The sequence below is a fragment of the Paenarthrobacter aurescens genome (assembly GCF_025421775.1).
Classification (GTDB): domain Bacteria; phylum Actinomycetota; class Actinomycetes; order Actinomycetales; family Micrococcaceae; genus Arthrobacter; species Arthrobacter aurescens_B.
The window spans coordinates 510,312-536,284 of sequence record NZ_JAOEFX010000004.1 but is presented as its reverse complement, the minus strand read 5'-3'; the positions used below and the strand labels follow the sequence as shown (position 1 = coordinate 536,284).

General features: G+C 63.0%; 23 protein-coding genes and 1 pseudogene. 12 read left to right on the top strand and 12 right to left on the bottom strand.

Annotated elements, in window-relative coordinates:
- Positions 1–27: 27 nt before the first annotated feature.
- From N7568_RS11670 to N7568_RS11645, 6 genes and pseudogenes are all read right to left on the bottom strand, one after another.
- Positions 28–1,263: an NAD(P)/FAD-dependent oxidoreductase gene (locus N7568_RS11670; RefSeq protein ID WP_261609985.1), complete on the bottom strand. Its 1,236-nt coding sequence runs from the start codon at positions 1,261–1,263 to the stop codon at positions 28–30.
- Positions 1,256–2,545 (bottom strand): cytochrome P450, encoded by a 1,290-nt coding sequence (locus N7568_RS11665; RefSeq protein ID WP_261609984.1) that lies wholly within the window; start codon positions 2,543–2,545, stop codon positions 1,256–1,258. The genes N7568_RS11670 and N7568_RS11665 overlap by 8 nt, the downstream gene beginning before the upstream one ends.
- Before the next feature lie 216 nt (positions 2,546–2,761).
- Positions 2,762–3,541: an IclR family transcriptional regulator gene (locus tag N7568_RS11660; protein ID WP_261609983.1), complete on the bottom strand. Its 780-nt coding sequence runs from the start codon at positions 3,539–3,541 to the stop codon at positions 2,762–2,764.
- Between the two features lie 21 nt (positions 3,542–3,562).
- Entirely contained in the window at positions 3,563–7,036 is a 3,474-nt protein-coding gene (locus N7568_RS11655) for an ATP-binding protein (protein ID WP_261609982.1), read from the bottom strand.
- A 335-nt stretch (positions 7,037–7,371) separates the two neighbouring features.
- Positions 7,372–8,241 (bottom strand): annotated as a pseudogene (locus N7568_RS11650) (DUF4194 domain-containing protein); the annotation flags it as partial.
- A complete protein-coding gene (locus tag N7568_RS11645; RefSeq protein WP_261609981.1) occupies positions 8,234–9,691 on the bottom strand; it encodes a DUF3375 domain-containing protein in 1,458 nt (485 codons plus the stop codon). The pseudogene N7568_RS11650 and the gene N7568_RS11645, both read right to left, overlap by 8 nt.
- A 248-nt stretch (positions 9,692–9,939) precedes the next feature.
- Between N7568_RS11645 and N7568_RS11640 the strand changes: the two genes are divergently transcribed.
- Together N7568_RS11640 and N7568_RS11635 are read left to right on the top strand one after the other, a co-directional pair.
- Positions 9,940–10,242, top strand: a complete 303-nt coding sequence (locus N7568_RS11640) for a hypothetical protein (RefSeq protein ID WP_261609980.1) — start codon at positions 9,940–9,942, stop codon at positions 10,240–10,242.
- A 62-nt stretch (positions 10,243–10,304) separates the two neighbouring features.
- A complete protein-coding gene (locus tag N7568_RS11635) occupies positions 10,305–12,269 on the top strand; it encodes an acyl-CoA dehydrogenase family protein (protein ID WP_261609979.1) in 1,965 nt (654 codons plus the stop codon).
- Between the two features lie 4 nt (positions 12,270–12,273).
- On the opposite strand, the gene N7568_RS11630 is transcribed toward N7568_RS11635, so the two are convergent.
- Positions 12,274–12,678 (bottom strand): YchJ family protein, encoded by a 405-nt coding sequence (locus N7568_RS11630; protein ID WP_261609978.1) that lies wholly within the window; start codon positions 12,676–12,678, stop codon positions 12,274–12,276.
- Between the two features lie 186 nt (positions 12,679–12,864).
- On the opposite strand from N7568_RS11630, the gene N7568_RS11625 reads away from it, so the two are divergent.
- Positions 12,865–13,815, top strand: a complete 951-nt coding sequence (locus N7568_RS11625; RefSeq protein ID WP_261609977.1) for a hypothetical protein — start codon at positions 12,865–12,867, stop codon at positions 13,813–13,815.
- Positions 13,816–13,820: 5 nt separating this feature from the next.
- On the opposite strand, the gene N7568_RS11620 is transcribed toward N7568_RS11625, so the two are convergent.
- Positions 13,821–14,312 carry a flavin reductase family protein gene (locus N7568_RS11620; RefSeq protein ID WP_261609976.1) on the bottom strand — a complete coding sequence of 164 codons (492 nt, stop codon included), beginning with the start codon at positions 14,310–14,312 and terminating at the stop codon, positions 13,821–13,823.
- Between the two features lie 274 nt (positions 14,313–14,586).
- Between N7568_RS11620 and N7568_RS11615 the strand changes: the two genes are divergently transcribed.
- From N7568_RS11615 to N7568_RS11605, 3 genes are all read left to right on the top strand, one after another.
- Positions 14,587–15,621 carry an aldo/keto reductase gene (locus N7568_RS11615; RefSeq protein WP_306422851.1) on the top strand — a complete coding sequence of 345 codons (1,035 nt, stop codon included), beginning with the start codon at positions 14,587–14,589 and terminating at the stop codon, positions 15,619–15,621.
- A 164-nt stretch (positions 15,622–15,785) separates the two neighbouring features.
- Positions 15,786–16,889: a sulfite oxidase gene (locus N7568_RS11610; protein ID WP_261609974.1), complete on the top strand. Its 1,104-nt coding sequence runs from the start codon at positions 15,786–15,788 to the stop codon at positions 16,887–16,889.
- A 148-nt stretch (positions 16,890–17,037) separates the two neighbouring features.
- Entirely contained in the window at positions 17,038–17,415 is a 378-nt protein-coding gene (locus N7568_RS11605) for an RNA-binding S4 domain-containing protein (RefSeq protein WP_018779945.1), read from the top strand.
- Between the two features lie 199 nt (positions 17,416–17,614).
- Here N7568_RS11605 and N7568_RS11600 read toward each other — a convergent pair whose 3' ends face one another.
- A complete protein-coding gene (locus N7568_RS11600) occupies positions 17,615–17,749 on the bottom strand; it encodes a hypothetical protein (RefSeq protein ID WP_261609973.1) in 135 nt (44 codons plus the stop codon).
- Positions 17,750–17,780: 31 nt separating this feature from the next.
- Here N7568_RS11600 and N7568_RS11595 point away from each other — a divergent pair, with 31 nt between their 5' ends.
- Positions 17,781–18,194, top strand: coding sequence for a DUF6318 family protein (locus N7568_RS11595; RefSeq protein ID WP_261610018.1), 414 nt, complete (start codon positions 17,781–17,783; stop codon positions 18,192–18,194).
- A 338-nt stretch (positions 18,195–18,532) separates the two neighbouring features.
- Positions 18,533–19,153 (top strand): PKD domain-containing protein, encoded by a 621-nt coding sequence (locus tag N7568_RS11590; protein WP_261609972.1) that lies wholly within the window; start codon positions 18,533–18,535, stop codon positions 19,151–19,153.
- Positions 19,154–19,175: 22 nt separating this feature from the next.
- On the opposite strand, the gene N7568_RS11585 is transcribed toward N7568_RS11590, so the two are convergent.
- The 3 genes from N7568_RS11585 to N7568_RS11575 all read right to left on the bottom strand — a co-directional run bounded on the left by N7568_RS11585 (position 19,176) and on the right by N7568_RS11575 (position 20,913).
- Positions 19,176–19,637 carry a DUF3817 domain-containing protein gene (locus N7568_RS11585; RefSeq protein WP_261609971.1) on the bottom strand — a complete coding sequence of 154 codons (462 nt, stop codon included), beginning with the start codon at positions 19,635–19,637 and terminating at the stop codon, positions 19,176–19,178.
- 85 nt (positions 19,638–19,722) lie between these two features.
- The gene (locus N7568_RS11580) at positions 19,723–20,328 is read right to left on the bottom strand and encodes a hypothetical protein (protein ID WP_306422782.1); all 606 of its coding nucleotides are present in this window, start codon (positions 20,326–20,328) and stop codon (positions 19,723–19,725) included.
- A gap of 78 nt (positions 20,329–20,406) precedes the next feature.
- A complete protein-coding gene (locus tag N7568_RS11575; protein ID WP_261610017.1) occupies positions 20,407–20,913 on the bottom strand; it encodes a hypothetical protein in 507 nt (168 codons plus the stop codon).
- Positions 20,914–21,049: 136 nt separating this feature from the next.
- Between N7568_RS11575 and N7568_RS11570 the strand changes: the two genes are divergently transcribed.
- From N7568_RS11570 to N7568_RS11555, 4 genes are all read left to right on the top strand, one after another.
- Positions 21,050–21,769 (top strand): FadR/GntR family transcriptional regulator, encoded by a 720-nt coding sequence (locus N7568_RS11570; RefSeq protein WP_261609969.1) that lies wholly within the window; start codon positions 21,050–21,052, stop codon positions 21,767–21,769.
- Positions 21,766–22,785 carry an asparaginase gene (locus N7568_RS11565; RefSeq protein ID WP_261609968.1) on the top strand — a complete coding sequence of 340 codons (1,020 nt, stop codon included), beginning with the start codon at positions 21,766–21,768 and terminating at the stop codon, positions 22,783–22,785. The genes N7568_RS11570 and N7568_RS11565 overlap by 4 nt, the downstream gene beginning before the upstream one ends.
- A gap of 13 nt (positions 22,786–22,798) precedes the next feature.
- On the top strand, positions 22,799–24,214 hold the full coding sequence (locus N7568_RS11560) for an aspartate ammonia-lyase (protein WP_261609967.1): 1,416 nt from the start codon (positions 22,799–22,801) through the stop codon (positions 24,212–24,214).
- Between the two features lie 146 nt (positions 24,215–24,360).
- Positions 24,361–25,869 (top strand): amino acid permease, encoded by a 1,509-nt coding sequence (locus tag N7568_RS11555; protein WP_261609966.1) that lies wholly within the window; start codon positions 24,361–24,363, stop codon positions 25,867–25,869.
- Positions 25,870–25,973: the final 104 nt, after the last annotated feature.

The window sequence follows — 25,973 nt, the reverse complement described above, 5'->3', positions numbered from 1 at the left end:
GCAGGATCCTTTTCCTGGGTCGAAAAATCAGATTGCGGCTTCCGCCAATGGGGTGCCCGGGACGGATGCCAGAACCGGGTCGACAGCTGCCCCGGCGGCGATCAGCTTCTTGGCCGCCATGAAGTCCTTGAGGGAATCGATGGTGTCCACGGCGGACACCTTGCCGCCACGGAGGTAAACCACAGAGAATTTCTTGTCCTCCACTGCCCCTCGCACAATCGCGTCATCGTCCGGGTGACGCACGCCGGCTGTCTGAAGGCGGACGCCATGCTGCACCGTCCAGAACCACGGTATGTCTGCGTCTTTCCGCGGCTTCTCCATGATGTGATGCACGACGCTGTCCGCCTGGGCCTGGGCATTCTGGATGCATTCCAGGCGGAGGCTCGATCCGTCGAAAGGACTCGTAAAGCGGGTGACATCGCCGGCGGCATAGACCGCCGGGTGCGACGTCCGCCCGTGCTCGTCCACCAGGATGCCGTCGTTACACTCCAGCCCGGCAGCCTCGGCCAACTGCTGGTTTGGAACCACACCTATTCCGGCAATCACGACGTCGGCAGGGTAGCTTTCGCCGTCGGCCGTCAGGACCCGCTCGGCCCGGCCGTCGCCCTCAACGGCCGTTACGGCAGCACCGAAAACGAAGCGCACCCCATGGTTCTCATGATGCTGTTCGAAGAACCGTGAAACAGGCTCGGACGTCACACGGCTCATGACACGATCCTGGAATTCAAGGACCGTAACGTCACATCCGAGTGCAGCCGCCGCCGCTGCCACCTCCAGGCCGATGTAGCCGGCGCCGACAATGACTGCGCGTGCACCCGCGGTGAGTTGCCCCCTGAGCCGGGTGGCGTCGTCGAACGTTTTCAGCGTTTGTACGCCCGGAAGGTCACCGCCCGGGATCCGCAAGGCACGCGCGGTGGAACCGGTAGCGATCACCAGCCGGTAGTAGGCGCGGATGCTGCCGTCAGACAATGTGACCGAGCGATTTTCGACGTCGATCTGCCGGACGTCCAGCCCGAGCACAGTCTCGATGCCCCGTTCCTCGTAGTACCCGGCACGGCGAAGCGGGGTCACGTGTTCAGGTGAGCCAGGCTTGAGCAACTCCTTGGACAACGGGGGCCGCTCATAGGGCAGCCGCGAATCCCCATCGATCAGCAGGATCCGCCCCTCCCAACCTTGCGTCCGCAGACCGGCAGCGACGGAGACCCCACCGTGTCCGGCCCCGATGATGATGATCGGTTCTGCAGGGACGTGTGGCTTATGCATTGGATTTCTCCATCGTGACGAAAAGGTGCTCCGGACCGGAGTTGGTGAGGTTGTTGCCGCGCACATACTCGATTGGCTTAGCGGGATCCAACGCCATGGTGGCGAGCCTCCGTGCCAAGAGCTCGATGGTCACTGTGGTTTCCAGACGGGCCAGCGGAGCACCAAGGCAGCTGTGCACACCGTGGCCGAATCCGAGGTGCCCTTCCGGCTTGCGGTCGATGTCGAACACTGCCGCGTTGGGATACTTCCGGTTATCCCAGTTGGCCGCGGCAGGCATGAGGCGCACCACGGAACCCTTGGGGACGGTGACTCCCGAGACCTCAACGTCCTCGGTGGTGATCCGACTGACCCTCTGCACCGTTCCGCGGTACCGCGCGAGTTCTTCCATGAACAGCTCGGCGTCCTCCGGTGTTTCCCGGACGCGTTCCAGAAGTTCCGGCTTCTCCGCGAAGACACGGAAGGCGTTGGCGATCAGGATGGTGGTGGTGTCATGACCGGCCACGAAGACGAAGGCGCACAGCTCCTTGGCTTCCTTCTCGCTGAGCAGCCCCTCTTTCCACATCCGCGCGATTTGTCCGCCAACGGACTGGTTCTCCTCGGCGTACAGCCTCTCAAGGTTTTCCTTGAGGAATTCGAAGAAGGCGAAAGCGCTTTGCTCGTCGGTACCGGTGCCATTGGCGTTGCGTGCGAGCCGGCCGAAGTAGCTGAACGTCTCGTCGGACCAGAACTTGAGCTTGTCGAAGTCCGGGTTGGGAACGTCCAGGAGGGCACTGATGGTGGACATGCTCAGGGGAATCGCGTAATCGTCCACGGCGTCACCACCACCGGCGGTGAGCATGTCGTCCAGGTACTTGGTGGCGTTTTCCCGCACCCTTTCCTCAAACGTCGCAACGGCCTTGGGGGTGAACGCCTGGGCTACCACCTGCCGGAGTCGGCCATGGTTCGGGGCATCGAACAGGGTCAGGAAGGTCAGCGGGATCGGATCCACTACTTGGGACGAGAAAATCTTCGGCGCGCGGAGGCCTTTCCGTACGTCGTCGTAGCGGGTGATGAACCAGACGTCCGACTGCGGCGTGTGGCAGCGCAACACCGGTGCGTTTTCCAGCATCCACTGGTAGTGAGCGTACGGGTCGCCTTGACTGCCGTCGTCCACCACTTTGAATGGCTCCAGCCCCTCGGGCCAGTCCAGTTCGTGGGAGTAGGGCGGCAGCTGTATCGGATCATGCTCGACGACGGCAACCGACTCGCCGTCGGAGTGGGGAGTCGCGTCCGAAAGACTCATCGGACAGCCGGATCCCGACACTCGGCGTGACGCTTCGTCAATTGGCTCCACGGCTGCGACGGGGCACGTCAAAGGCTCAGACATCGTTGTCCTACTTTCGGCTTGTGGCGGGATCTGCAAGGTCTCCGCCGGGCTGATGTGATGCAGGACTCCAGTCTGTGGATCTGCGGTCAGCGAATGAACAGCCCTTCCGCTGAGCGGAATGAGTCGCTGAAATCAGAGCCGCTGCGAACCCGGAAGCCTGTTATCAGCGCCGAGGGTCCGCGAGATACCGTGGGCCGCTGTCAGCAATGACGGAATGATGGCCGGGACGTTGGCCTCGCTGCGGGGGACGATCGCGTTGAGGGACGCCGCGATCTTTCCGGAAGCTCCGAAGACAGGGACGGCTATCCCGATCCAGTCCATGTGACCAATCCCTGGAATGGCAACGTGCCCACGCTGCCGGATTTCGGCCAAGTGTTTGCGAATGGTCGATGGGTCGGTGATGGTGTCCGCAGTAACGGCCGTGAGGGGCTGCGAGAGAATCTCGTCCTGGTAAGCCTTGTCTGAATACGCCAGGAGCACCAGACCGGACGACGCCGCGTGGATCGGCATGCGCTGGGCAATGTGGGCCGCATCCAGCGGAGATTCCGGAGCAGACAACCGCTCAACGTAGAGAACGGATCCTCTGTCCAGCACTGCCAGGGTGGTGTGCTGCCGAACCGTGGCCTGGACATCCTCCATGTAAGGCAGCGCCACTTCCTGCAGGCCCAACGCCGTTGATCCACGGGCCCCGAGTTCCCACATCCGCATGCCCACGCGGAGCTCATCCCCGGAGACCTTCTCAATCAAACCGTGCCGTACCAGCTCCTGCACAAGCCGGTGGGTGGTGGTGAGGGGGAGGCCCGCCCGCCGCGCCAACCCGGACAGGGTCATGGTGGGAAGCGAACGGTCAAAGGCCGTCATCAACCGGACCACCCGGCTGATGACGGATTCCCCGGGCACGGAATCAGTCATGCAGCGAGTTTGCCACGGACCCTAGCGCAGGACGATGTCCACCGGGTTGGCCTCCGACCGCCATGCACCGGGCTCTCCCGGGCCACCGATGACCGGAGCCGTGAGCACACCCGAGCGGTTGGTGCGCTTGTCCCTGAGGATTTCCGTGACGGATCCGAGGTGCCTGGACAGGTCGATCACATTTTCCGGGGCGGCCAGCAACAGCTGGAACCCGAACTCGTGGAGGGCCTTGATGCCCGCGCCCGCAAATTCCTCTGATGCGAGCACGAACGCTTCGTCCATCATCACGGTGCCATACGTCGTGAATCCTTGCTCAGCGATGCCCAGCTGGTAGCTCAGCGCCGCGGCCATGATGAATGCCGTGAAACGCTGGCGCTCACCACCGGACATGGACCCGGTGTCGGCATGCATGAAGACTTCGGTTTTCCGCTTGGCTGCCTTGCCGGTGCCGGTTTTGCCCGATTTCGAAGCAACCTCGCGGTGCTCCTTGCACTGGATAAACAGGTGCCCACGAACGTCCAGTACCTCTGACCGCCAACGGCGATCCTCCGGGGTTTGTGATCCCAGCCGTTTCACCAACGTTTCCAACGACTTGTAGCGCGCGGTGAGCTCGGCGTCGTCGTCGATTTCTGTTGCCGAAGCAGCAGCGCCACGGGACGGCCGTGTGTGCTTCGCCTTCAGGGCGTTCTGGATCGCATCCTTGAACTGCTTGGCCGTGGCAGGAAGTGTCTGCTTGATGTCCAGTTCCAGGAAGCTGCCCTCATGGAAGTTGACCTCGGACAGGATTCCGTTGAGCGGCAGGATGCGACTGGTGATGCTGCGGCGCTCCTCATCCAGCAGATGCAACAGCGTGCTGAAGGACTCGTGCGTGCGCTGGTTGAAGAACAGCCGGAACTCGGCCTCCTGGGCGGGCAGGCCGTCGCTGACGATTGCGTGGTACCGGGATTCGAAGTCCCCGGCGGCTCCAATCGATGTGCCGTGGTCCGCGCTGATGGCGCTTCCCCAGTCGCGCACGAAGCCCTCGAACATGCGGGTCAGCCGCTCAGCCGTCGCCTGACCGCGGGATTCTGCCGCGTGCAGCTCATCGAGCAGTTTGTTACGGACGCTGTTGGCCAGATTGTCCAGCTCGTACAACTCGGAGACTTCAGCGACGCCGTCGAAGTACGGTTCCAACGCAGTGACGGTGGAGCCCGACGGCGGTGCTTGCTCGAGCTTCAGCCTCGCCGCATCGAGCAGGCCGTCAGCCGTGGTCATCTTGTGGTCGAGTGCTTTGTATTCGCTCTGCAGGACGGCGGCCGTACCTGTGGAGGACTGGTGCTTCTCCCGCACTGCTTCGATGTTGGCACGCAAAGGCTCAAGGTCCGCCTGCGCGGCCAAAGCGTCCGTGAGGCGCTGCTCGATCCGGGCGAGTTCGTCTGCGGCGACGGCTGCGGATACTTGCTCCCACGGCCGCTCATCTTCAGCGACGCGACGAAGTGCTTCCAGCTGCCTGGCCATGCCTTGGTGCGAATCCTCGCGGCTCTGGGCCAGTTCCGCGGCTTTCGCGAGTTCGTTTTCCAGTTCGCCCACGCGCGCCGCCACAAGTTCCAGCTTGGAGGCGTTGTCGAAGCCGAGGACGTAATCCTGCCGGCTCGTGAACCGGTCGTCCTTCTCCACCGTGTGCCGGTTGCGTTTGACCACGCCACCCAGGCTCAGGCCCTTGTCCAACGCGGCAAGCTCGTCCGGGTCCTCCACGCACGGGTACGCGAAATCCAGGGCGATCCGCTCGCGGATCCACTCCCCTGCGTCGGCGTTGCCGCCCGAAGTGAGGATGCTCAACTTAGTCAAGAGGTCGCCGTCGGACACGTCCTCAACAGCCAGCGCGCCACCGGCGAGCGGCTTGGAAACATCAACAGCGCGCAGGGCGCCCCTGACCGTGTTGTCGTTCAAGTACCGCGTGACGGCGGCGAAGTGCTCACCCGGCACCAGCAAAGTGGTGGCAAGGTTACGCAGGGCGCGTTCCGCAGCGGGGCGCCACTGGTCCTGGCCCTCTGCGAGGTCGATCAGCTCGCCGCCAAACGGCATCCGCTCTTCCGGGACCCCGGTTGCCGCTGCGATGGCAGCCCGGTTTTCAATGCTCGACGGCGGCAGCAGAGACTTGCGCGAACGCAGTGACAGCAACTCCTGCTGAGCCGCGGCCAGCTCGCGCTTCTTGGTGGCATGGCCGTCGAACGCCTCGAAACGAAGTTCCTTCAGGGCCTCCGAATCGTCCTTCAACTCAGCCGAACGGGCAGCTGCCTGCTCATGGGCCTGGTCCCAGCCCTCGGCGGACCACTCAAGGTTCAGCCCGGCATCCGCCAGTGCCTTCCTGGCCGAATCCTCCACCTGCTGACGCAGCTTGAGGCCAACCCGGGCATTCTCCAACGACTGCTCAATCGCCGAAATCGCGTTGCCACCGCGGTTGTTGTAATCCAGCTCAAGGTCGCGGAGTTCCTTCGACAGGGAATCGCGGACCGTGCGTTCGGCGGCGAGTTCCTGGGCCTTGGACTGCGCCAACTCCTTGAACCTCGCCAGCGTTTTCGCGTGAACCGTGACAGCGAGTTGCTGCTTGTAGGCCTCGAACTCCTCGCCGGCCAACTCGCGGAGGCGGTTCGCGTCCAACAATGCCTGTGCGTACTCCTTGTTCAGCCCCGGCACGGGAGCCAACTGGTCGCGTTGCTGCCGTACATCCTCCAACCGCTGCCGAATCGACATCAGGTTGCTGAATTCCTCCACCACATCATCTGCGGCAGCCAACGTGGCCGGAGCATCCAGCACCTGGTCGCGGAAGAACGTATTCACGCTGCCGCCCAAGCCCTTACCCGCCTGGATCACGCGAAGCAGCGGGAGCGCCTGGTCCGAGTTGATACCCAACAACCGGCGGAACCTCTCGGCGAACGCCTTGTGGACATCGAAAACCTGGCCCTCGGGGAAGATGGATTCCAAGGCGCCCTTGGTGAACCGCTTCTGCGCAATGCCCTCGATCGCTTCGAGGTCCAACGGCTTGCTGTCAATCACGTAAAAGCGCCCGACGCTCGACTCCGTGCCGTTCTTCGGCAGGTCAAAGAGCGCCGAGACCGTCACCTTCGTGCCAGCCGCGTTATCAAACGTCAGCGCGACGGCGGACCAGGTGGCACCAGGGCGCTGGAAGGCACTCGCCGAACTATCTCCGACCGCCTTATCACCCACCTTGCCGCGCATGTAGGTGAACGTGGTCCTCTTGTCCTCCACAGCGCCGCCGGAACGCTGGGCAGCAGCCTCGTTCGAGCGCGGACGGGCATCGAAAACACGGAGCATGGCGTCAAACAGTGTTGACTTGCCAACGCCCGAGTTACCCGTGAGAAGAGTGCCCTTCCGGTCCACATGCATGGTGTGGGCGCCGTGGAATGTGCCCCAGTTGACCACCTGCACGAGGGCCAAACGCATCTGGCCCGGGTTCATGAGCTCGCCGAGCGGGAGCATGCTTGCGATGGTCACTTGCCAGCCTCCTCTGTTGCCGGGTCGCCTATCGCGGCGGTAGCGTCCGCACTTGGGTCGCCTATCGCGGCGGTACCGTCCGCACTTGGGTCGCCTATCGCGGCGGTACCGTCCGCACTTGGGTCGCCTATCGCGGCGGTACCGGACACATGCTCTGCATGCTCGGTCGTGCCTCCCTTAGACGCATGCTGCCGCATGTCTCCGGCATCGCCGCTCGCTTCGGTGAGGTGCTCGCGCGAGGTAGACGACGCCGATGCCGCCCCGGGAGTGGCTTCGGGCCTGTCGGAGCCGGCAGCATCGTCCGCAGGACGAGTGCTGTCCGGCGAAGGGGCGGGGGCGGCATCGGCGTCGTCGTCCCCATCCGCGGAAGATTCAGAGGTGTCCAGGTCCAGGAGGGGTTCTGTTCCGGACTCGTCGGCGGCTACTGCTATCAGGGCCTCTATTTGGGCTGGGATATCGCCGATGTTCTCGAAGGGGAGAGCCAGTGGCAGGGCGTTGCTGATCGTGTAGCTGTCGTCCAACGGGGTGGGAAGGAGGAGTTGGCGGGCCAGGAGTTTGGTGATGGTGCGCGTGACCACGTCGGAGTCGCGCAGGGCATCTTGTTGGCCGGCCGGGGTGTAGTTGGCCACGAGGTCCGAGATCTCTTCGCGGGTAATCGTGGGGTCTGTTTGGGCGGTGACGTGACGGTCCAACAGGAGGCGCAGGCGGAGCAAAACGATGGTTTCCACGCGGCTCAGGGCGCGCTGCTGGCGCAGGATGCTCGAACGGGAACTGGCGCCGATGATCTCCGGATCAACGGGGCGTAGAACTGCGATCTTGCGGTCGTGATCGAGCTGGAGGGTAAGGAAGAGCTCAGAGAGGCGGCTGCGGAGGATCAGCTGGTTGTCCAGGAGGGTGGTCCATAGTTTCTCGTCGCGGCCGCCGTCGATGTAGGGGCCCTTCAGGAGCTTCACCAGTGCGTGCCGCACCTTCATGGGAAGCACTCCGGTATCGCCGGGGAAGAGCGCAGCGCCGTCCACGAAGGAGTCGCGCGGCGTGACCCGGAACGGGTCAGTGTGGCTGGCCGCCGGGGGCGCCTCAGCTACCTCGTCGGTGACCCCATCCGTTCCCGTGAAGTCATCCGCTTCGGCGACATCCGTCGTCGTGAATTCCGTCGTCGTGGATTCTTCTGTCGTGACTTCTTCTGTCGTGATTTCCTCAGTCATCAGAATCCTCATTCAGCGTGACGACAGGCAGGTACGCCGTGCGGATGCTGCCGTCTATTTGTTCGAAGTCGATGTGTTCCCAGGCGGCCCGGTCGAAGGCCGCTCCGGTCTGCAGTGCCATGGACAGCAGGGTGCGCACGGTGTTGATGTGCCGTTCTTCGGCGGGCAGGTTCTCCCATGCGTCGCCCAACGTGGCTGCGCCGGCCATGGCTGCCCGCACCACGGCGGGCTTGGCTTTACCGGTCCGAGCCGAACGCACTCTGTCCGAATCGCTGAACGCGATGGGATCGGCCAGGCGTGGGGGTGTCGCAAATTCGTCGGGGTCGAAAAGTTTGACCATGGCCAGCGACTCGAACCCGGCGTTGAACAGGACCGGTCCGCGCACCAGGCCGGGTCGGTCGCGTTCGTACGGCAGGGAACGGATGGCTTGCTCGGCCTCGGCCAGCACCTTGCGCAGACTGACGGACTGCCTGACGTCGTCGCTCTGTATGTAGGTGTTCAGGCTTTCGGAGAGCTTCCCGTAAATGCGCTGGATCTGGCTATGCTGTTGCCGCAGTTCGGCCACGAGGTTCTTCAGGGTTTCGCGGTCCTCATGGGAGAGGTCGTCCGCGAATTGCCTGCTCAGCACCTCGCCGATCGCCGAGCGGAATCGCAGCTGCTGCTGCGGGTCCTCCAGGAAGGCAGTGAAGGAGCGGAAGGTGCGGCCTTCCGGGCTCTGGCGCAGGCGTTTGTCGGCCTCCAAAACCTGGGCCATAGTGGCGCCCTTGCTCAACGATTCCTCGATGATCTGGTTGCGGAGCTCGCCCACCAGTTCCTCGATCCGGTCACGCATTTTCTTGTAATCGGCGGGCAGGCTGGCTGCGAGGTCCAGGATGTTCCCTGCAGCTTCCACGGCTTCTTCGTCATCCAGCAGGCCATCGAACTCGCCCGAGCTAATGTCCTCCACCAGTTGCTGGCGCTCCTGGATTTCGTCCTCGAGAGCCTCCAAGCGTGCGCTCTGGTCCGGATTTGTCTCGTTGGCGAGCTTCTCAACATCACCCAGAAGTGTGCCGAGCCGCGACCCGTTCAACGTGGAACGCTCGCTGGAGAGGCTGTCCAGGAACGCGAGCACACGGGCTGCAGGTTCCGTGACTTCGTAAACGATCTGCCCCGACTGGTTGCGACGCGTCAGGAACTGCTTCCGCGTCCATTCGTCGCCGAACAGCTTGCCGTTCTGCTGGCCGCCCAGCGTGGGGTCCTGGCGGCGGAGCTGCTCAAGGAACGCGTCGACGTCGGCATGGAACTCCTCGAGCGGAAGTTGCGGACGGGTTCGGGTGAAGGATGCTTGCAGCACAGCGATCACCCATGGCGCCGAACGCGTCAGGGCCCATGCCGGGCCCCGGGTCAGCTGTTCGAGATCGCGGAGCCGTGCGCTGATGGCGTCGGCGGAGGACATGGCTGAACGGGACAACTACTCTCCTTCAGCTGCTGCGAAACCTGGCTGGCAGCGGAAACTGCCCCGTACAAGGTTAACGCAGAGCGTCAGAACCTCCCCACCGAAACCATTTCGTAACCTACCGTCCGGTATGGTTTCGATCCCATATCAACGCCGTCGCGACGCGTTTCTCCTCTGGTCGGAATGCACGCCCACCCCTAGTGTCAGAGCATCGACGCATCCACGCCGCGCCGACCCACGCACCGTCGCTCCGGGGGGGAACCATGGATTTCGATTTCACTGCGCTGGAAACAGGCACTTACGTAGTTATTGGAACGTTGGTCTTCGCTGCAATTCTGGTGGCATTTATCGCCGCAGCAGCAATGGCAACAATTATTCTTATCGGGGCCATGGGCATGGTCTGGTACACCGTCAAGGGTGTACTTGGAGGCCTTGTCCACGGCATTAACTTTGCGTGGGACCGCCTGGTCCACCACGCTGGACAAGTGGAAATTCCGGCCGAATTCCAGCCGCAGATTTCCCCTAGCACGGGTAGCTACTCGCGGGTAGCATTGAGGGACAGCTGAAGGGTTCCCACCCAAGGCGGACCCTGGCTCCATCCGGCACAACCGGCTAGAGGAGTTACCCCATGACGTCCGCCACTGACAACAGTCTCGCCGCCGCAAGCGTCAATGCCACCGCAGAAGAGGCCCGCGCCGTCGCCGAAGCCGCGCGCGAAACCGAATGGAACCGGCCCAGCTTCGCCAAGGGCCTCTACCTGGGCAGCTTCGACCTCAGCCTGATCCACCCGTGGCCACAAGCACGGGCAGACGACGTGGAGCGGGGCGAGGAGTTCATGGGCCGGTTGCTCACGTTCGCCAAAACCATGTCCGGCCGCACCATTGAACGCGATGCCAGGATTCCTGATGAGTACCTCAAAGGGCTCGCAGATCTTGGTGTCTTCGGCATGAAAATTCCCCGTGAATACGGCGGCCTGGGCTTGTCCCTGGTCTACTACGGCCGGGCACTGGCCCTTCTGGGGTCGGTACACCCAAGCCTCGGCGCCCTGATTTCCGCCCATCAATCCATCGGCGTTCCGGAGCCAGTGAAGGAATTCGGCACGCCTGAGCAGAAGCAGGAATACCTGCCGCGTTGCGCCGCCGGCGCCATCACGGCTTTCCTCCTGACAGAGCCCGACGTCGGCAGCGACCCCGCTCGCATGGGCGCCACTGCCGTACTGTCGGACGACGGCGGTTCTTACCTTCTGGACGGCGTCAAGCTTTGGACCACCAACGGCGTGATCGCTGAGCTCGTGGTGGTCATGGCCAGGGTCCCCGCCCATACCGACACGGACGGGACCGAGCACAAGGGTGGAATCTCCGCTTTCGTCGTGGAAATGGACTCCCCCGGCATCACCGTGGAGAACCGCAACGTATTCATGGGCCTGCGCGGGATTGAAAACGGCGTGACCCGGTTCCACCAGGTTCGGGTACCTGTGGCCAACCGGCTCGGCCGCGAGGGCCAGGGACTCAAGATCGCCCTCACCACCCTGAATACGGGGCGGCTATCCATCCCGGGGCTCTGCGTCGCCGCCGGAAAATGGAGCCTCAAAATCTCCCGCGAATGGTCCAACGCCCGGACCCAATGGGGGCGCCCGGTTGGCAAGCACGAGGCAGTGGGCAAGAAGATCGCCTTCATCGCCGCCACCACTTTTGCGCTGGAGGCAGTGTTTGAGCTGTCCGCTGAGATGGCCGACGCCGGGCTGAAGGACATTCGCATCGAAGCTGCCCTGGCCAAGCTGTGGTCCACGGAACTGAGCTGCTTGATTGCTGATGAACTGGTCCAGATCCGTGGCGGACGTGGCTTTGAAACGGCCGACTCACTGGAGGCCCGGGGCGAACGCGCCGTACCGGCCGAGCAACTGCTCCGCGACCTCCGCATCAACCGGATCTTCGAGGGATCCAGCGAGATCATGAAACTGCTGATTGCCCGCGAAGCAGTGGACGCACACCTCGCCGCCGCGGGCGACCTCGCATCAGCGGACGCGAGCCTGCAGGACAAGGCGAGGGCCGCCGTCGGGGCCTCTGGTTTCTACGCAAAATGGCTGCCAAAACTTGTGGCGGGCGCAGGCATGGATCCGCGGTCCTACGCTGAGTTTGGCCGTCTGGGAAAGCAACTGCGGTTCGTTGAGAGGTCGTCGCGGCGGCTTGCGCGGCAGACCTTCTACGGCATGGGCAGATGGCAGGCCAAGCTGGAACACAAGCAGGCGTTCCTGGGCAGGATCGTGGATATCGGCGCCGAACTGTTCGCCATGGCCGCATGCTGCTCGAGGGCCGAGATGCTGCTGCGCAAGCACCCCGAACAGGGTGCGGCAGCATTCGAGCTGGCCGAAGCGTTCTGCGAGCAGGCACGCGTGCGGGTGGACGAGTATTTCGACCAGCTGTGGAGGAATACTGACGACGGCGATCGCGAGCTGTCGCGCAAGGTCCTCGCCGGCGACTACGCCTGGTTGGAGGCCGGAGTCCTGGATCAATCCGAAGGAACCGGCCCCTGGATCGGCGACGCCTCGCCCGGTGCTTCAACCAAGGAGAATCTGCACCGCAAATACCGGTAGTCCGCTAGCCGACGTCGCCGTCCACGTAGAACCAGCGCCTGCCCTCACGCACGAAGCTGCTGACTTCCCGCTGGACGCCGCGTTCGCCGTCGAGCCTGTAATGGGCGGCGAACTCCACGGTGCCGGTGGAGTCCAGGGGACCGCCACTGCCAGTTGCGAGGATGTCCAGCCGGCGCCACTGCATGTCCGGATCGAGGTCCATGGATTTCGGCCGGGTGGAGGCGTGCCAGGTGCGCAGGAGGTAGCCGGGGTCCAGGACGACGAAGGCCGAATAGCGGGACCGCATGAGCTGCTCGGCAGTAGGCGCGTCGGCGTCCCCTCGGTGGAATCGCGCGCAGCAATCATCGTATTGCTCCCCGGAGAGGCAGGGGCAGGCGCCGTTGCGGAGTCGGGCAAGGTCAGGGGTCACGAGGTCCCAATCTGAGGCTGTAAATGAGAGCTGGGCAACATATTTTCCCACGCCATATAACAGCTTTGAAACAACCCCGCCAGAGTAGGCGGTGGGGCGTGATTCCGTCGGTGCTGGACCTTAGGCTAGATACGCAAGCTGGGTGGGCAATGCGCGCATCACAAAACGACAGCCAGGGGAGGCTACGTGGAGGATCCGACAACACTCGCCATCAACTTGACGTATTTGGGCACACTTGGACTCGCTGTCCTGATGTTCCTGGGTCTCGGGTTGATCATCATCATCACTCTGGTGGTAGCTGGGGTTGGGCGACTGCTGTCGATCGTGCTCCTCGCAATGGTCGGGATCTTCCCCAAGAAGGAGACCACTCCCATCGTCCAGTTGCCCCCATCTCCGGCGCGCGTACCTGTCCCGGTGAATGGCAACGTCGAGTCCCCACAGCCTGTCGCGTCTCCGCTTGATGACCTGGCCTACCTCGAAACCGGGTCCACGACACAAGTGCCGGCCCCGGCAACGGTCGCGCCCACGGCAAAACGCCCTGCGCCGGCGGCAAAACCCGCCAAGATCCCGAGCAAAGAACCTGCTGCAGCCGTTGCACCGGCGGAGTCCACAGAACCTGTGGCACCCAAGCGGGACCTCCTTGGAGACGTTCGACGGCGGCTCTCGGGTGCGTCTGCCGCTGTCAAGGACGGCGCATGGAAGGCCAAAGTGGACCCCCGCAACCTGCCCAAGCCGGCAGAGGTGAAGTCAGTGGTCGAACATCAGACCGCACACCATCCGATCGTTGTGGCAGCCACCAAGGAACCGCCTGTTCTGGCGAAGGATTGGGCTGACGCGGTGGCCAAGGCAGACGAGCGGGCAGCCGCCCGCGCAAAGGCAGGGCAGCCGCCCGCCATCAAGGTGACCGTCCGCGACCTTGGCGAACCCACGCCGTCGTCGAACGGTAAAACCCCTGGGCCGAAGCAGCCAGACATCCCCGCAAAGAAGCCCGGCAACGCTCCTGCGAAGCCGGCTGATTCCAAGAGCCCTGCCCAAGGCAATGGCGCAAAGAATACGGGCCCGAACCCTTCCAAGAACGGAAAGACTCCGAGCCCCATTCGTAAGGGTTCGCTGAGCAGCGCCAGCCGCAACTCCTAGTTTGGCTAAGCGGCCAACTGTCGGAACGCTGCGCCGTGGTAGATGAGCGGCTGCGATTCGAGGTTGATGGTGGTTGCCTTGACCTCCAAAACCACGATCGCATGGTCCCCTGCGGGCGTCTCCGAGACAACTTCGCATTCGAAGCCCAGCACGGCGCCGTCGATCAGTACTGCGCCTGAATCACTCACGCTGGTATCGAGTCCGGCGAAGCGATCGCGGGTCTTCGAAGCCAGTTGGAGTGCGGCTGCTTCTTGTCCCTCTGCGAGGACCGAGACACCCAACCGTTGGGCCTGCCGGAGCTTCGGCCAGGTTGTGGAGGAGTTCTGCACCGCGAACATCACCAGGGGCGGCTCCAGCGAAACGCCAACTGTGAAGGACGAGGCCACCAAGGCTTCCGGCGTGAAGTCCACCATCGCACTGAAGGCAGCAACTCCGGACGGGAACTGTGCAAATGCAGCCTTGATGGCCGCCGTTTCTTCCACTGTGGTCTGTGTCATTCTGCTGTCCCCTTCGTGCGTCGCTTGAGTTCCTTTCCCATAATTCACCTGCTTCGGGCTACGGCAATATTTGTTGATTCGAAAGACATTTGTGTTGCTGCGTGTCAAGAAGTGTCGCGAAGTAAGGCCTCTTCCATTACCTCGCAAGACGAAAAACGAAGAAGTTCTACCGCTTGCGTTTATGCCTCCTACGGCCGTGTGTAGCCTCGATTGAACATCCATGGCCACCGACCCAGGCCTGGACTTCAGCACTGTCCCACCACAGGAAGCCGACATGAGCCTCAACGAGCTACGAACGCTTGGACGCACTGGCGCCCTGATCAGCCCCCTCACGCTGGGCACCCTCAACTTCGGCACCGGCGCCGCTCCGACGGGACCCGCCGACAGCATCCGCATCATCAAAGCAGCCCTCGACGCCGGTATCACCAGCATCGACACCGCGGACATCTACTCCCAGGGCGAAGCCGAGACCGTTGTGGGCCAGGCCATCCACAGCCGCCGCGACGAAGTCTTCCTCGCTACCAAGTTCCACGGTCAGATGGGCTCCAACCCGGCGCACGCAGGCAACTCGCGCCGGTGGATTGTCCGGGCCGTGGAGGACAGCTTGCAGCGGTTGAACACCGACAGGATCGACCTCTACCAAGCGCACCGCCCCGACTACACCACGGATCTCCTGGAGACCATCACTGCGCTGAACGACCTCATCCGGCAGGGCAAGATCCTCTACTACGGCACGTCCGTGTTCAGCCCAGCCCAGCTTGTTGAGGCCCAGTGGATCGCCAACACCAACCACCTGACCCCACCGGTGGTTGACCAGGTTCCTTACTCCCTTTTGGTGCGCGCCAACGAACGTGACGTCTTCCCCATCACCCAGCAGTACGGCGTCGGGGTTTTGAGCTACGGACCCCTCGACGGCGGCTGGCTGTCCGGCGATTACCGCGTCGGCGGCGGCCAGCCGGAAAGTTCCCGATCAGCGGCGGTTCCGGGCCGCTTCGACGTCAACGCGCCGTTCAACCAGGGCAAGCTGCATGCGGTTGACGCCCTGGCCCAGCTCGCGGCCCGGCATGGATTGACCCTCATTCAGCTTGCCGTCGCCTTCGCCCTGAATCATCCGGCCGTGACCAGTGTGGTCATCGGGCCGCGCACCGAAGAACACCTCACCGACTATCTGAAAGCCACAGACGTCGTGCTCAGCGAAGCCATCCTGGACGAAATCGACGACATCGTGGCACCCGCAGTCAACTTCCTGGAGCGCGACGCCGGCACTGTTGCCCCTCACCTTGAATACCCGGAATTGCGACGCCGGTAGGCCCCCTTCCGTTGCGCGGCCCGCTTTGCACACTTTGGGCTTTCTTTAGAGCGCAGAGCGGGCCTCGCAACGAGCTATTGACGGAGTTCGGCCCGCGGCGTGATCCTTGTCCTAAGTGCTGCGGCACTCCGCAGCGTTAGCTCCCAGTAGAACGCCGCCGTCCCATGTCCAAGCACCATGTCAAGCAAAGAGCAACCAAGGCCACTGCCCCAGGACAGCCGACCGAAGGCCCCCTCACCCACGAGGAACTGCAACTATCCGGGCGGAACCATTCCATGCCCCTGGAGGCCCTGCACGACGACATCACGCCGGCGGGCCTGCACTACCTGCTGATCCACTTCGACATCCCGCACGTATCCGCCGAGACGTGGCGGCTGCGGCTGGGAGGCGCTTTTGAACGTGGCCTTGAACTGAGCCTCGATGACATCAAAGCGCGGCCTGCCGTCACCATGCCCGTCACGCTGGAATGCGCGGGCAACGGCCGGTCACTCTTGGCACCGCGACCCCTGAGCCAGCCCTGGGTACTGGGTGCGGTGGGCACGGCCGAGTGGACCGGAACCCCCTTGGCACCCCTTCTGGAGGAGGCAGGTTTGGCGAGTGACGCCGTCGAACTTGTCTTTACCGGTGCCGACAACGGCATCCAGGGCGGCGTCGAAGAGCCCTATGCCCGCAGTCTTTCCATCGCCGAGGCCATGCATCCCGAAGTCATGCTTGTTTACGCGATGAACGGCAATCCATTGCCGATCCAGCACGGGTTCCCCTTGCGGCTGCTGGTGCCGGGTTGGTACGGCATGGCGAGCGTGAAGTGGTTGACGTCGATCGAGGCCGTGACGTCGCGGTTCATGGGGTTCCAACAGGCAGTCGCCTACCACTATCTGCAGGGCCCCGATGGGCCGGGCCTGCCAGTGACGCATATCCGTGTGCGCTCCCTGATGGTTCCACCGGGGATCCCTGAGTTCTTTACCCGGCGAAGGATCGTGGAAGCCGGTCCTGTCATGCTGCACGGACGCGCTTGGTCCGGACACGGCGAGGTGGAACGGGTGGAAGTGGGGATCGACGGCGAGTGGATGCCCGCACATCTGGATCCACCTGTGGGTGATTTCGCGTGGCGGTCGTGGTCCATGGTGTGGGTGTCCAGCCCCGGCGAGCATGTGCTGCGGTGCCGTGCGATGGATACGTCGGGCGCGCTGCAGCCTACCGAGCAGGTCTGGAATTACCAGGGCATCGGGAACAACATGGCGCAACGGGTTGAGGTGACGGTGCGTTAGGCCGTTCCTCCTGGCCCCGCCTAGCCGAGATCGTTGGAACGCTGCGGGATCGCCGGAGCTTTCCGACCATCCCGCGTGTTTCGGGCGATCCGGCGTGATTCCGGCGTTCTCGCCAGCCCGCTCTGCCCCGGTTAGACTCGTTCCAATCATGAGCATCCCCTCTTCTTCCCCAGCCAACGTCCGAGTCGACGCCTGGCTGTGGGCGATCCGCGCGTACAAGACCCGCTCCGCTGCCACGGCCGCCTGCCGTGCCGGGCACATCCGCATCAACGGAAACCCGGTGAAGGCTTCGCAAAGCGTGATCATCGGCGACACCATCCGGGTCCGCGAATCCGGTTGGGAACGGATCCTCGAGGTGCGGCGCCTGATCGCCAAGCGCGTCGGGGCCGAAGCCGCCTCACACTGCTTCACCGACCACACTCCCCCGCGCCCCGTCGCCCCCAAGCTCGGCCTCCCCCAGCGCGACCGCGGCGCCGGACGGCCCACCAAGAAGGACCGCCGGGATATGGAGAAGCTGCGGGGGTAGATCGTTTTGGCGGGCGCTTATCCACAGGCCGCCATTTCTGACATGAAACCTGCTCCGGCCCCGGCTTAGACTGACCGGCACACCGCCAAACAGCTGCTGGGGAGCCTGTCATGCCACGCCTTTCGTCTGCCACTTTTCGTTTCCCGAATGCCGGGACACTGGTTACGGGAGTGGCATTGGCGCTCCTCCTCAGCGGTTGTCAGGGCGCTTCCACGCCCAACGCATCACCCTCAGAATCAAGTTCGACGACGGCGTCGCCCACCACGAGCGTTTCGGTTCCGGCGGCTTCGGCCACTCCTTCAGCGGCCGCCGTGTACAAGCCCGCGGATGCCAAAGGGAAGGCACAGAATGTACCGGTTCCCGTGATGCCCGACCTGGCGAAGGAGAACTCGAAGGCAGGGCTGGAAGCGTTTATTAGGTACTACTTCCAGCTTCTTAGCTACGCATACGAAACAGGCGAAACCACAAGAGCCAAGGAACTATCCAGCGAGAGCTGCGTGCTCTGCGCGGACCTCTTGACGGCGGTCGCTACAAACTACACCGAGGGGCGGTGGCTGGTTGGCGGAAAGTATCAAACCCCTGTAATTGAAGTACTTTGGCAGCCGTCAGCGGAATCGCAACCGGCAAAAGTTCAAATCTTGCAACAGCAGATCTCATACCAGAACGCTGATGGCTCCCATGGTCGAGAACCGACAGCGGCAATAAATGACGCGGCTGCCTTCGTTGGTGTGTTCACTGATGGGGCTTGGTCCACGACGGATCTTGGCGTTATTAGATGAAACCCCGCTCTGTCCACTACGCAGCTGTCGGTGTTTTGCTCGTATTTACGATGCTTTGTTTTACGATGCTTTGTCCAGCGTCTTCTTGGGCTGCGACCACACCAAGCCCAGGAGCCGGCTTCATTGATCGCTCACTTTCGGTGGGTGCCGAGTTCACTATTGATCCAGTCACTGGCATACCTTCAACGAACATGCCATCAGACTCGGCCGCCTCTGAGGATCCAAACCAGTACATGGCGGACGTCCATTGCCGGTCTGGCGGAACTGACACGCCGGACAAAGGCTGCCTCACGATGGACTGCCCTGCCAAGACACCAGACGGAGAAGAAGGCACACCCGTGATCTGGAGGCAGGCCCCGAAATCCATCACGAATCCGACGTGGACGGACTACCCAGCCGTCAGCGGACCCACGTGCTTGTACGCCCCCGAACCCGAGAACGTCCTGGCCAACATCGCCGCCCGCATCCTCAACGACTTCCGCCAACTCCCCGTAAATCCAGGAACCCTCGAAGCCCAACCGTTCCCCCACACCCTCAAAGGCGGACCCACCAACTTCTACGCCACCGCAGGAGAACAGGGCTTCGACGTCACCATCCTCGGCCAAACCGTGCACCTGACCGCAACACCCGCCAGCTACACCTACACCTTCGGCGACGGAACAGCCCTTGGACCAACACCGGGGGCCGGCTACTCCATCCCCCAAACCGAATGGCTCACCAACGAGACACGCACCAGCCACATCTACACCGAAACCGGCAACTACCAAGCCGCCCTCACCACCAGCTTCACCGGCACCTACTCCGTCAACAACGGCCCACCACTACCCATCAACGGAACACTCGACCTCACCACACCAGCCAAAACCATCCTGGTCTGGAAAACAGAAAGAGCACTCGTCGCCGACACCTGCCAGGAAAACCCCAACTCCTGGGGCTGCCCCGGCGCAGCGGAGAAGTAGGCCGCGGGGGTCTAGCCGGAGGTTACGAGAACCAGGTCCCCGGAGGGCCCATGAACAGCAGGAAGCTGAACACTGCGCCCACGGCAACAAGGGTTACGACAACGGCGAGGATCGGGTTCCGCAAGACCCAAGCCTGGGCTTTCTCGAAGAGACCGTGAGGTGATTCTCCCCCGGCTGCCAAACGCCAACCGCCGGTGAGGAGGCCACGGCGGTCGAGCGATTTCTCCATGGGAATGGTGGCGTAAGGGATCACTGCCGAACCGATGGCAAGGAGGCCAGTACGGGTGGTCCACTTCTGGTTGATCCAAGTGAAGGCAGCCGTCGCTGCGTAGCAAAGGAACACGAAGCCGTGGATTCCGCCCGCGATGCTCACCCCAACGTCGGTGGTGCGCGTGACGTACTTAAGGAACAACCCGATCAGCAGCAGTGTCCAGGTCACGGCCTCGGCAAAAGCTACAGTACGGAACAAGGTGCGGGGCTGCATGAAAGTCCTCAAGTAGGAAACGGGAGACACATCGTATTTTACCGGCTGTAGAACTTCCTCTGCTTCAGTCAGTGCAACCGGAGAGTTACGGCAACGGAAGAGCTTTCCGGTTCCGGATGCGGGAATCGCCAAACTCGATGGCAACGGGAGCAATCTCAACGACCGGTTCGTGCCGCGTGCGGGCTTTCCCGACAGCAATATGCGGAACCCACCGGGGTGACCTATAGCCAAGAGCGGGTGAGCTCAGGATGAAGTCGTCAATGTTGTCGAGGCCCAGGTCGTCCAGCAGTACGTGCAAACCCTGCAGCAGGAGCGCCTGGTAGTCGTGGACTTCTTGCGGAACCTCCACCTCCAGGCCCATGACCCGTCCGCCACCCAAGGGAATCAGCCGGTCCGATTTGCCAAGGAACCCGGCCAAAACAGGCAGCTCCGTCAACCAACTGCCGACTTCAGGGAGCACATGCTCAGGCCTGGCCGTTCCTTTGGTCCATGCCACGATGTCCTGGGCCAGGTCATCGAGAATGCCGACGTGCAGCAGTGTCAGGTGCAACCCCGAAGGTTTACGGAGGGCATCAACGAACCGGGCCAGGCCCTCATAGTCGGAGGCTCCGTCGCCGATACGGAGAACGGGCACTTCAACGGTGATGCGAGGCCCATCCGGTTTGATTCCAACTGGCTTGCTGGCCGTCATGGTTGCCATTATGCGCCGAACGCACAGCGGGCGGGAGGCCGACGGCGGAACTCGCCAACCGCCGTCGTGCCTGACTCTTTACTTCTTGGAGCGCGCCTGAACAAGGTTGGCGAACGGAAGCCTCCCGAACGCCGCAACAAAATCAGCGTGGTAGGTCGCTTCGGCGGCATTGACCTCGGAGGCGGGGAACTCCTTCCAGGCAACAATGAGGTCCAAGGCATCCCGTAATTTCCAGATGAGACGCGCGTCCCAGACGACGGTTGGCCGTCCGCGGCCGTAGTCCAAGAATTCCTGGATCTGCTTGCGAAGCCCTCGATTACCCTGGCTGCCGGCACCCGCTTTGCCCAGGTACAGCACGGAAGCATCCGCAATCCACTCGGCCTCCAAGGCTTCCCGTTTGAGCGAGGGGTCCTTCTTCTTGAACGTGCCGGCAGTGCTCTTGCTGAGGAATACGGGGTCGAAATCCGCGGGGCACAGGATGGCGAAGACGCCGGGGCCTTGGGGAATCCTCATGGGGTCGAGCTCGTCGAGCGGTCGGAATCCGGTGAACCCGTCCTGCATGAGGGACTTTTTGGTGAAGAGCATGGTCCATTGTGTCAAGGATGGCTCATCCCGACAGAAAGCCGTGGTGGCGGTTCCGGAAGGCCCTTACCAGCCCCCAAACCGTGAAGCAAGCCTTTCAGCGTTGACAGTCCCTTGTGACCCGTGCCATATTCGAAGCGTGAACCTGTCAGACAGCCGGACAGCCGGACAGCAAGAGCCCCAGGGTGGCCATATGCCCATCTCGCGCATTTCCGCAGCGGAAGCGGTATTCGCGGCCCTGAGGCGAGCCATCGAGGGCGGGCAGTTCGACATCGGCACGAAGTTGAGCTCGGAAGCGACGCTCGCTGGTCAGTACGGCGTTAGCCGCTCCGTCATCAGGGAAGCGCTGAGGTCCTGCAACACCTTGGGCCTCACGGTGACCAAAACCGGCAAAGGCACGTTCATTGTGGCCAACAAGGTCGCTAACGACCTTACCTTGGGTCAGTACAGTGCGCGTGATCTTAACGAGGCACGACCGCACATCGAAATCCCGGCTGCCGGCCTCGCCGCCCAAAGAAGGACCGATGAGGAGCTTGAGCACCTCAAGGACATCGTCCAGGAAATGCTGAGCGAGAACGACCCCGAAGCCTGGGTAAACCTGGACGCCAGCTTCCATTCAGCCGTCGCCCGTGCCAGTGGAAACCGGGTGTTCGCCAGTGTGGTCTCTGATATCCGCGAGGCCCTGGCCCACCAGTCCGAAACCTTGAACCTCGTCGCAGACCGCCAACACCGCTCGGACGAGGAACACGTCGCCGTGCTCAACGCGATCGAAGCGGGCGACTCCGAAGCCGCAAGTAAAGCCATGGCCGCCCACCTCCAGGCCGTCAGCGTTGCGCTGGACACGATCCTCAGCAAATGACACCCCCCAAGGACACCATCACCATGCCCGCCTCCGAAGCCACGGCCCAAGCGCACAAAGCCCCCGCTCACGTCCCGCTCGTCGAGGTAACCCGCGACGGCCTGGTGGAGAGCATCCACTACGGTTCGCTGGTCGCGCTCAACAAAGACGGCACCACCGCCGTAGAAGCCGGCGAACCTGACGCCCCGATGTACCCGCGCTCAAGCCTGAAGCCGTTGCAGGCCGTAGCCCTGCTCAAAGCCGGCTTGGACATCCCCCAAAACCTCTTGGCCCTCACTGCGGCCAGCCACTCCGGCGCGAAAATGCATCAGGATGGCGCCGCTGAAATCCTGAAGCTGCACGGCCTCACTGAAGCTGCGCTGGGCAACAGCACGGACCTCCCCTATGGAGTGGAAGAGCGCGAAGAATGGCTCCGCGCAGGCAACGGTCCCACCCAGATCGCGCAGAACTGCTCCGGCAAGCACGCTTCCATGACCGCAGTGTGCGTCATCAACGGCTGGCCTGTGGAGGGGTACCTGCATCCCGGGCACCCGCTACAGGTCCTGGTCCGCGACACCATCACGGACCTCACCGGCGAGGAAGCGGCCGCAGTCAGCACTGACGGCTGCGGGACCCCACTCTTCGCGCACTCGCTGCACGGCATGGCCAGGGCTTATGGCCGCCTCGCCGCCGCCGATGAAGACACTGACGAAGGCAAAGTTGCCCACGCCATGCGCCGCTTCCCGGAGATGGTGGCCGGAGAGGGCCGCGACGTCACCGCCCTCATGCGGGCCGTACCGGGCCTCCTCGCGAAGGACGGATTTGAAGGCCTCCAGCTGGTCGGCCTCCCGGACGGAACGGGTCTGGCCGTCAAGGTTTCCGACGGCGGCGATCGCGCCCGCATGCCCGTCACCGTTGAGGTTCTTCGCCGACTGGGTGTCGACGGCGGCAGCTTGGACACGCTTCAGAGCCCGCCCGTGCTGGGTGGCGGCCTTCCGGTCGGCGAACTCCGCGCAGCCCAAATTTTCAGCAACTAAACCAAGGACAGCTATGACCACCGTCGATCAGGCAATCCCACTCCGTTCCGAACACGACCTTCTGGGGGACCGAAACGTTCCTGCGGATGCTTACTGGGGCGTTCACACGCTCCGGGCTATCGAGAATTTCCCCATCACCGGGCAGCCCCTCTCAACCAACAAACACCTCGTCAGGGGTTTGGCTGCGGTCAAGCAGGCCGCCGCACGCACCAACCACGAACTCGGCCTCCTGGATGCCGAACGGGCAGGCGCCATCGAGCAGGCGTGCCAGGACATCATGGACGGCATGCTCCACGAGCAGTTCATGGTGGACGTGATCCAGGGCGGCGCCGGCACCAGCTCCAACATGAACGCCAACGAGGTCATCGCCAACCGTGCGTTGGAAATCCTGGGCCACCCCAAGGGCGACTACTCCAAACTGCACCCGAACGACCATGTGAACCTGAGCCAGTCCACCAACGACGTCTACCCGACGGCGGTGAACCTGGCCACGATCTTCTCCGTGAAGGAACTCCTCCTGGCCTTGGAAGAGCTGGAGCTGGCGTTCGCCGAAAAGGGCCGCGAGTTCCGGACAGTCGTGAAGATGGGCCGCACCCAGTTGCAGGACGCTGTCCCCATGACTTTGGGCCAGGAGTTCGGCGGCTATGCGGTGACCATCGGCGAAGACCGGGCACGCCTGGACGAGTCCCACATGCTGATCCACGAGATCAATCTTGGTGCCACGGCCATCGGCACCGGCCTGAATGCCCCGGCCGGATACGCCGAAGCCGCCTGCCGGCACCTGGCCGAAATCACTGGCCTTCCCCTCCTCACCGCCGCCGACCTCATAGAGGCCACCCAGGATGTTGGAGCCTTTGTGCACCTGTCCGGTGTCTTGAAGCGCGTGGCCGTGAAACTCTCCAAGATTTGCAACGACCTCCGCCTGCTGTCCTCCGGACCGCGCGCGGGATTGGGCGAGATCAACCTTCCGGCTGTCCAGTCCGGTTCGTCGATCATGCCCGGCAAGATCAATCCGGTGATCCCGGAAGTGGTCAGCCAGGTGGCATATGAAGTCATCGGCAACGATGTCACTGTCACCATGGCCGCGGAGGCGGGTCAGCTTCAGCTGAACGCCTTCGAACCGATCATTGTGCACAGCCTGCACAAGAGCATCTCCCACCTGGAAGCAGCGTGCCGCACCCTTACGGCACGCTGCGTCCGGGGCATCACCGCAAACACCGAACGGCTACGGCTTACCGTGGAGCAGTCGATCGGTCTCGTCACGGCATTGAACCCCCACATCGGTTACGCCTCCGCCACCGCTATCGCCCAGGAGGCGCTGGCAACGGGCAAGGGTGTGGCAGAGCTTGTTCTGGAGCATGGCCTGCTGACCGCAGCCCAGCTGGAAGAACTTCTCAGCCCCGAACGTCTGGCAAATCTCAGCAAATAGGTCGAAACTGACCACTAAGCCCAGCGGCTTCAGCCAGCCGCCCCGCCCGATGAGGCATACCGCCACGAGGCGCTGTTCTGCGTGCCCGGACCCCCGAGCCGGACGCGCCCAGGACACCCCCCAACAGGACACTCCTAAGGATTCCAATGACCAACCCCATCACGGACCACACGGTCCCGGCCCAAGCGCACGCCAGCGAGAAAGCCCTCCACAAGGAGGACTCCGGCTACCACAAGGACCTTAAGCCCCGCCAGATCCAGATGATCGCGATCGGCGGCGCAATCGGCACCGGACTGTTCCTGGGCGCCGGTGGCCGACTCAACGCAGCTGGCCCCTCCCTTGTTATCGCGTACGCAATCTGTGGCTTCTTCGCTTTCCTGATCCTCCGCGCTCTCGGTGAACTGGTTCTGCACCGCCCGTCGTCGGGTTCCTTCGTTTCCTACGCCCGTGAGTTCTACGGCGAGAAGGCAGCCTTCGTTTCGGGCTGGTTCTACTGGATCAACTGGGCCACCACCACCATCGTGGACATCACCGCAGCGGCGCTCTACATGGAGTTCTTCGGCAAATACGTCGCCTGGATAGGTGCCGTTCCGCAGTGGGCGTGGGCGCTCATTGCACTGGTTGTAGTGCTCTGCCTCAACCTGGTCTCCGTGAAGGTCTTCGGTGAAATGGAGTTCTGGTTCGCGCTGATCAAGGTGGCAGCGCTGGTGGCCTTCCTCCTGGTGGGCTCCTACTTCGTCATCTTCGGCACCCCGGTGGAGGGCCAGGAAGTCGGCTTCAGCCTCATCGCAGACAACGGCGGAGTCTTCCCCAACGGCGTCCTTCCCATGATCATCCTCATGCAAGGTGTGCTCTTCGCTTACGCATCGATTGAACTCATCGGCACTGCAGCCGGCGAAACTGCCAACCCGGAAAAGATCATGCCCAAGGCCATCAACTCCGTGGTCATCCGCATCGCCCTCTTCTACGTTGGCTCCGTGATCCTGCTGGCTCTGCTGCTCCCGTACACCTCTTACGAGAAGGGCGTCAGCCCGTTCGTGACGTTCTTCGGTTCCATCGGCGTCGAGGGCGTGGATGTCATCATGAACCTTGTGGTTCTCACCGCAGCACTGTCCTCGCTGAACGCCGGGCTTTACTCCACAGGCCGCATCCTCCGCTCCATGTCGGTGGCCGGCTCGGCCCCGAAGTTCGCCCAGCGCATGAACAAGGCAGGCGTCCCCTACGGTGGCATCGCCATCACCGCCGGCGTTTCCCTGCTCGGTGTTCCGCTGAACTACCTGGTCCCGGCCGATGCTTTCGAAATCGTCCTCAACGTCGCATCAGTGGGCATCATCGTCACCTGGGCCACCATTGTCCTGTGCCAGATGCAGCTCAAACGCTGGGCCGACAAGGGGTGGCTCAAGCGCCCGTCCTTCCGGATGTTTGGTGCTCCCTACACCGGCTGGTTGTCCTTGATCTTCCTGGCGGCCGTGCTGATCATGGTGTTCATCGAGTCCCCGTTGACCATGCTGGTCACCGCGATTGCCTGCGGACTCATGGTCTGGGGCTGGTTCCTGTGCCGCAAGCAAATCCACGAGCTTGCTGCCACCCGCGACGGCTACACCGGCAGCGCGCCCGTGATCGCCAACCGCCCGCTGCCCGGCGGCGACAAGTAGCAAGCAACAACCGCTGAATCACGACGGCGGCACCCGGGTTCCGTAACAATCGGAACCCGGGTGCCGCCGTCGTTGGTTAACGCCCCTAGTCAGGTCGCAGTTCA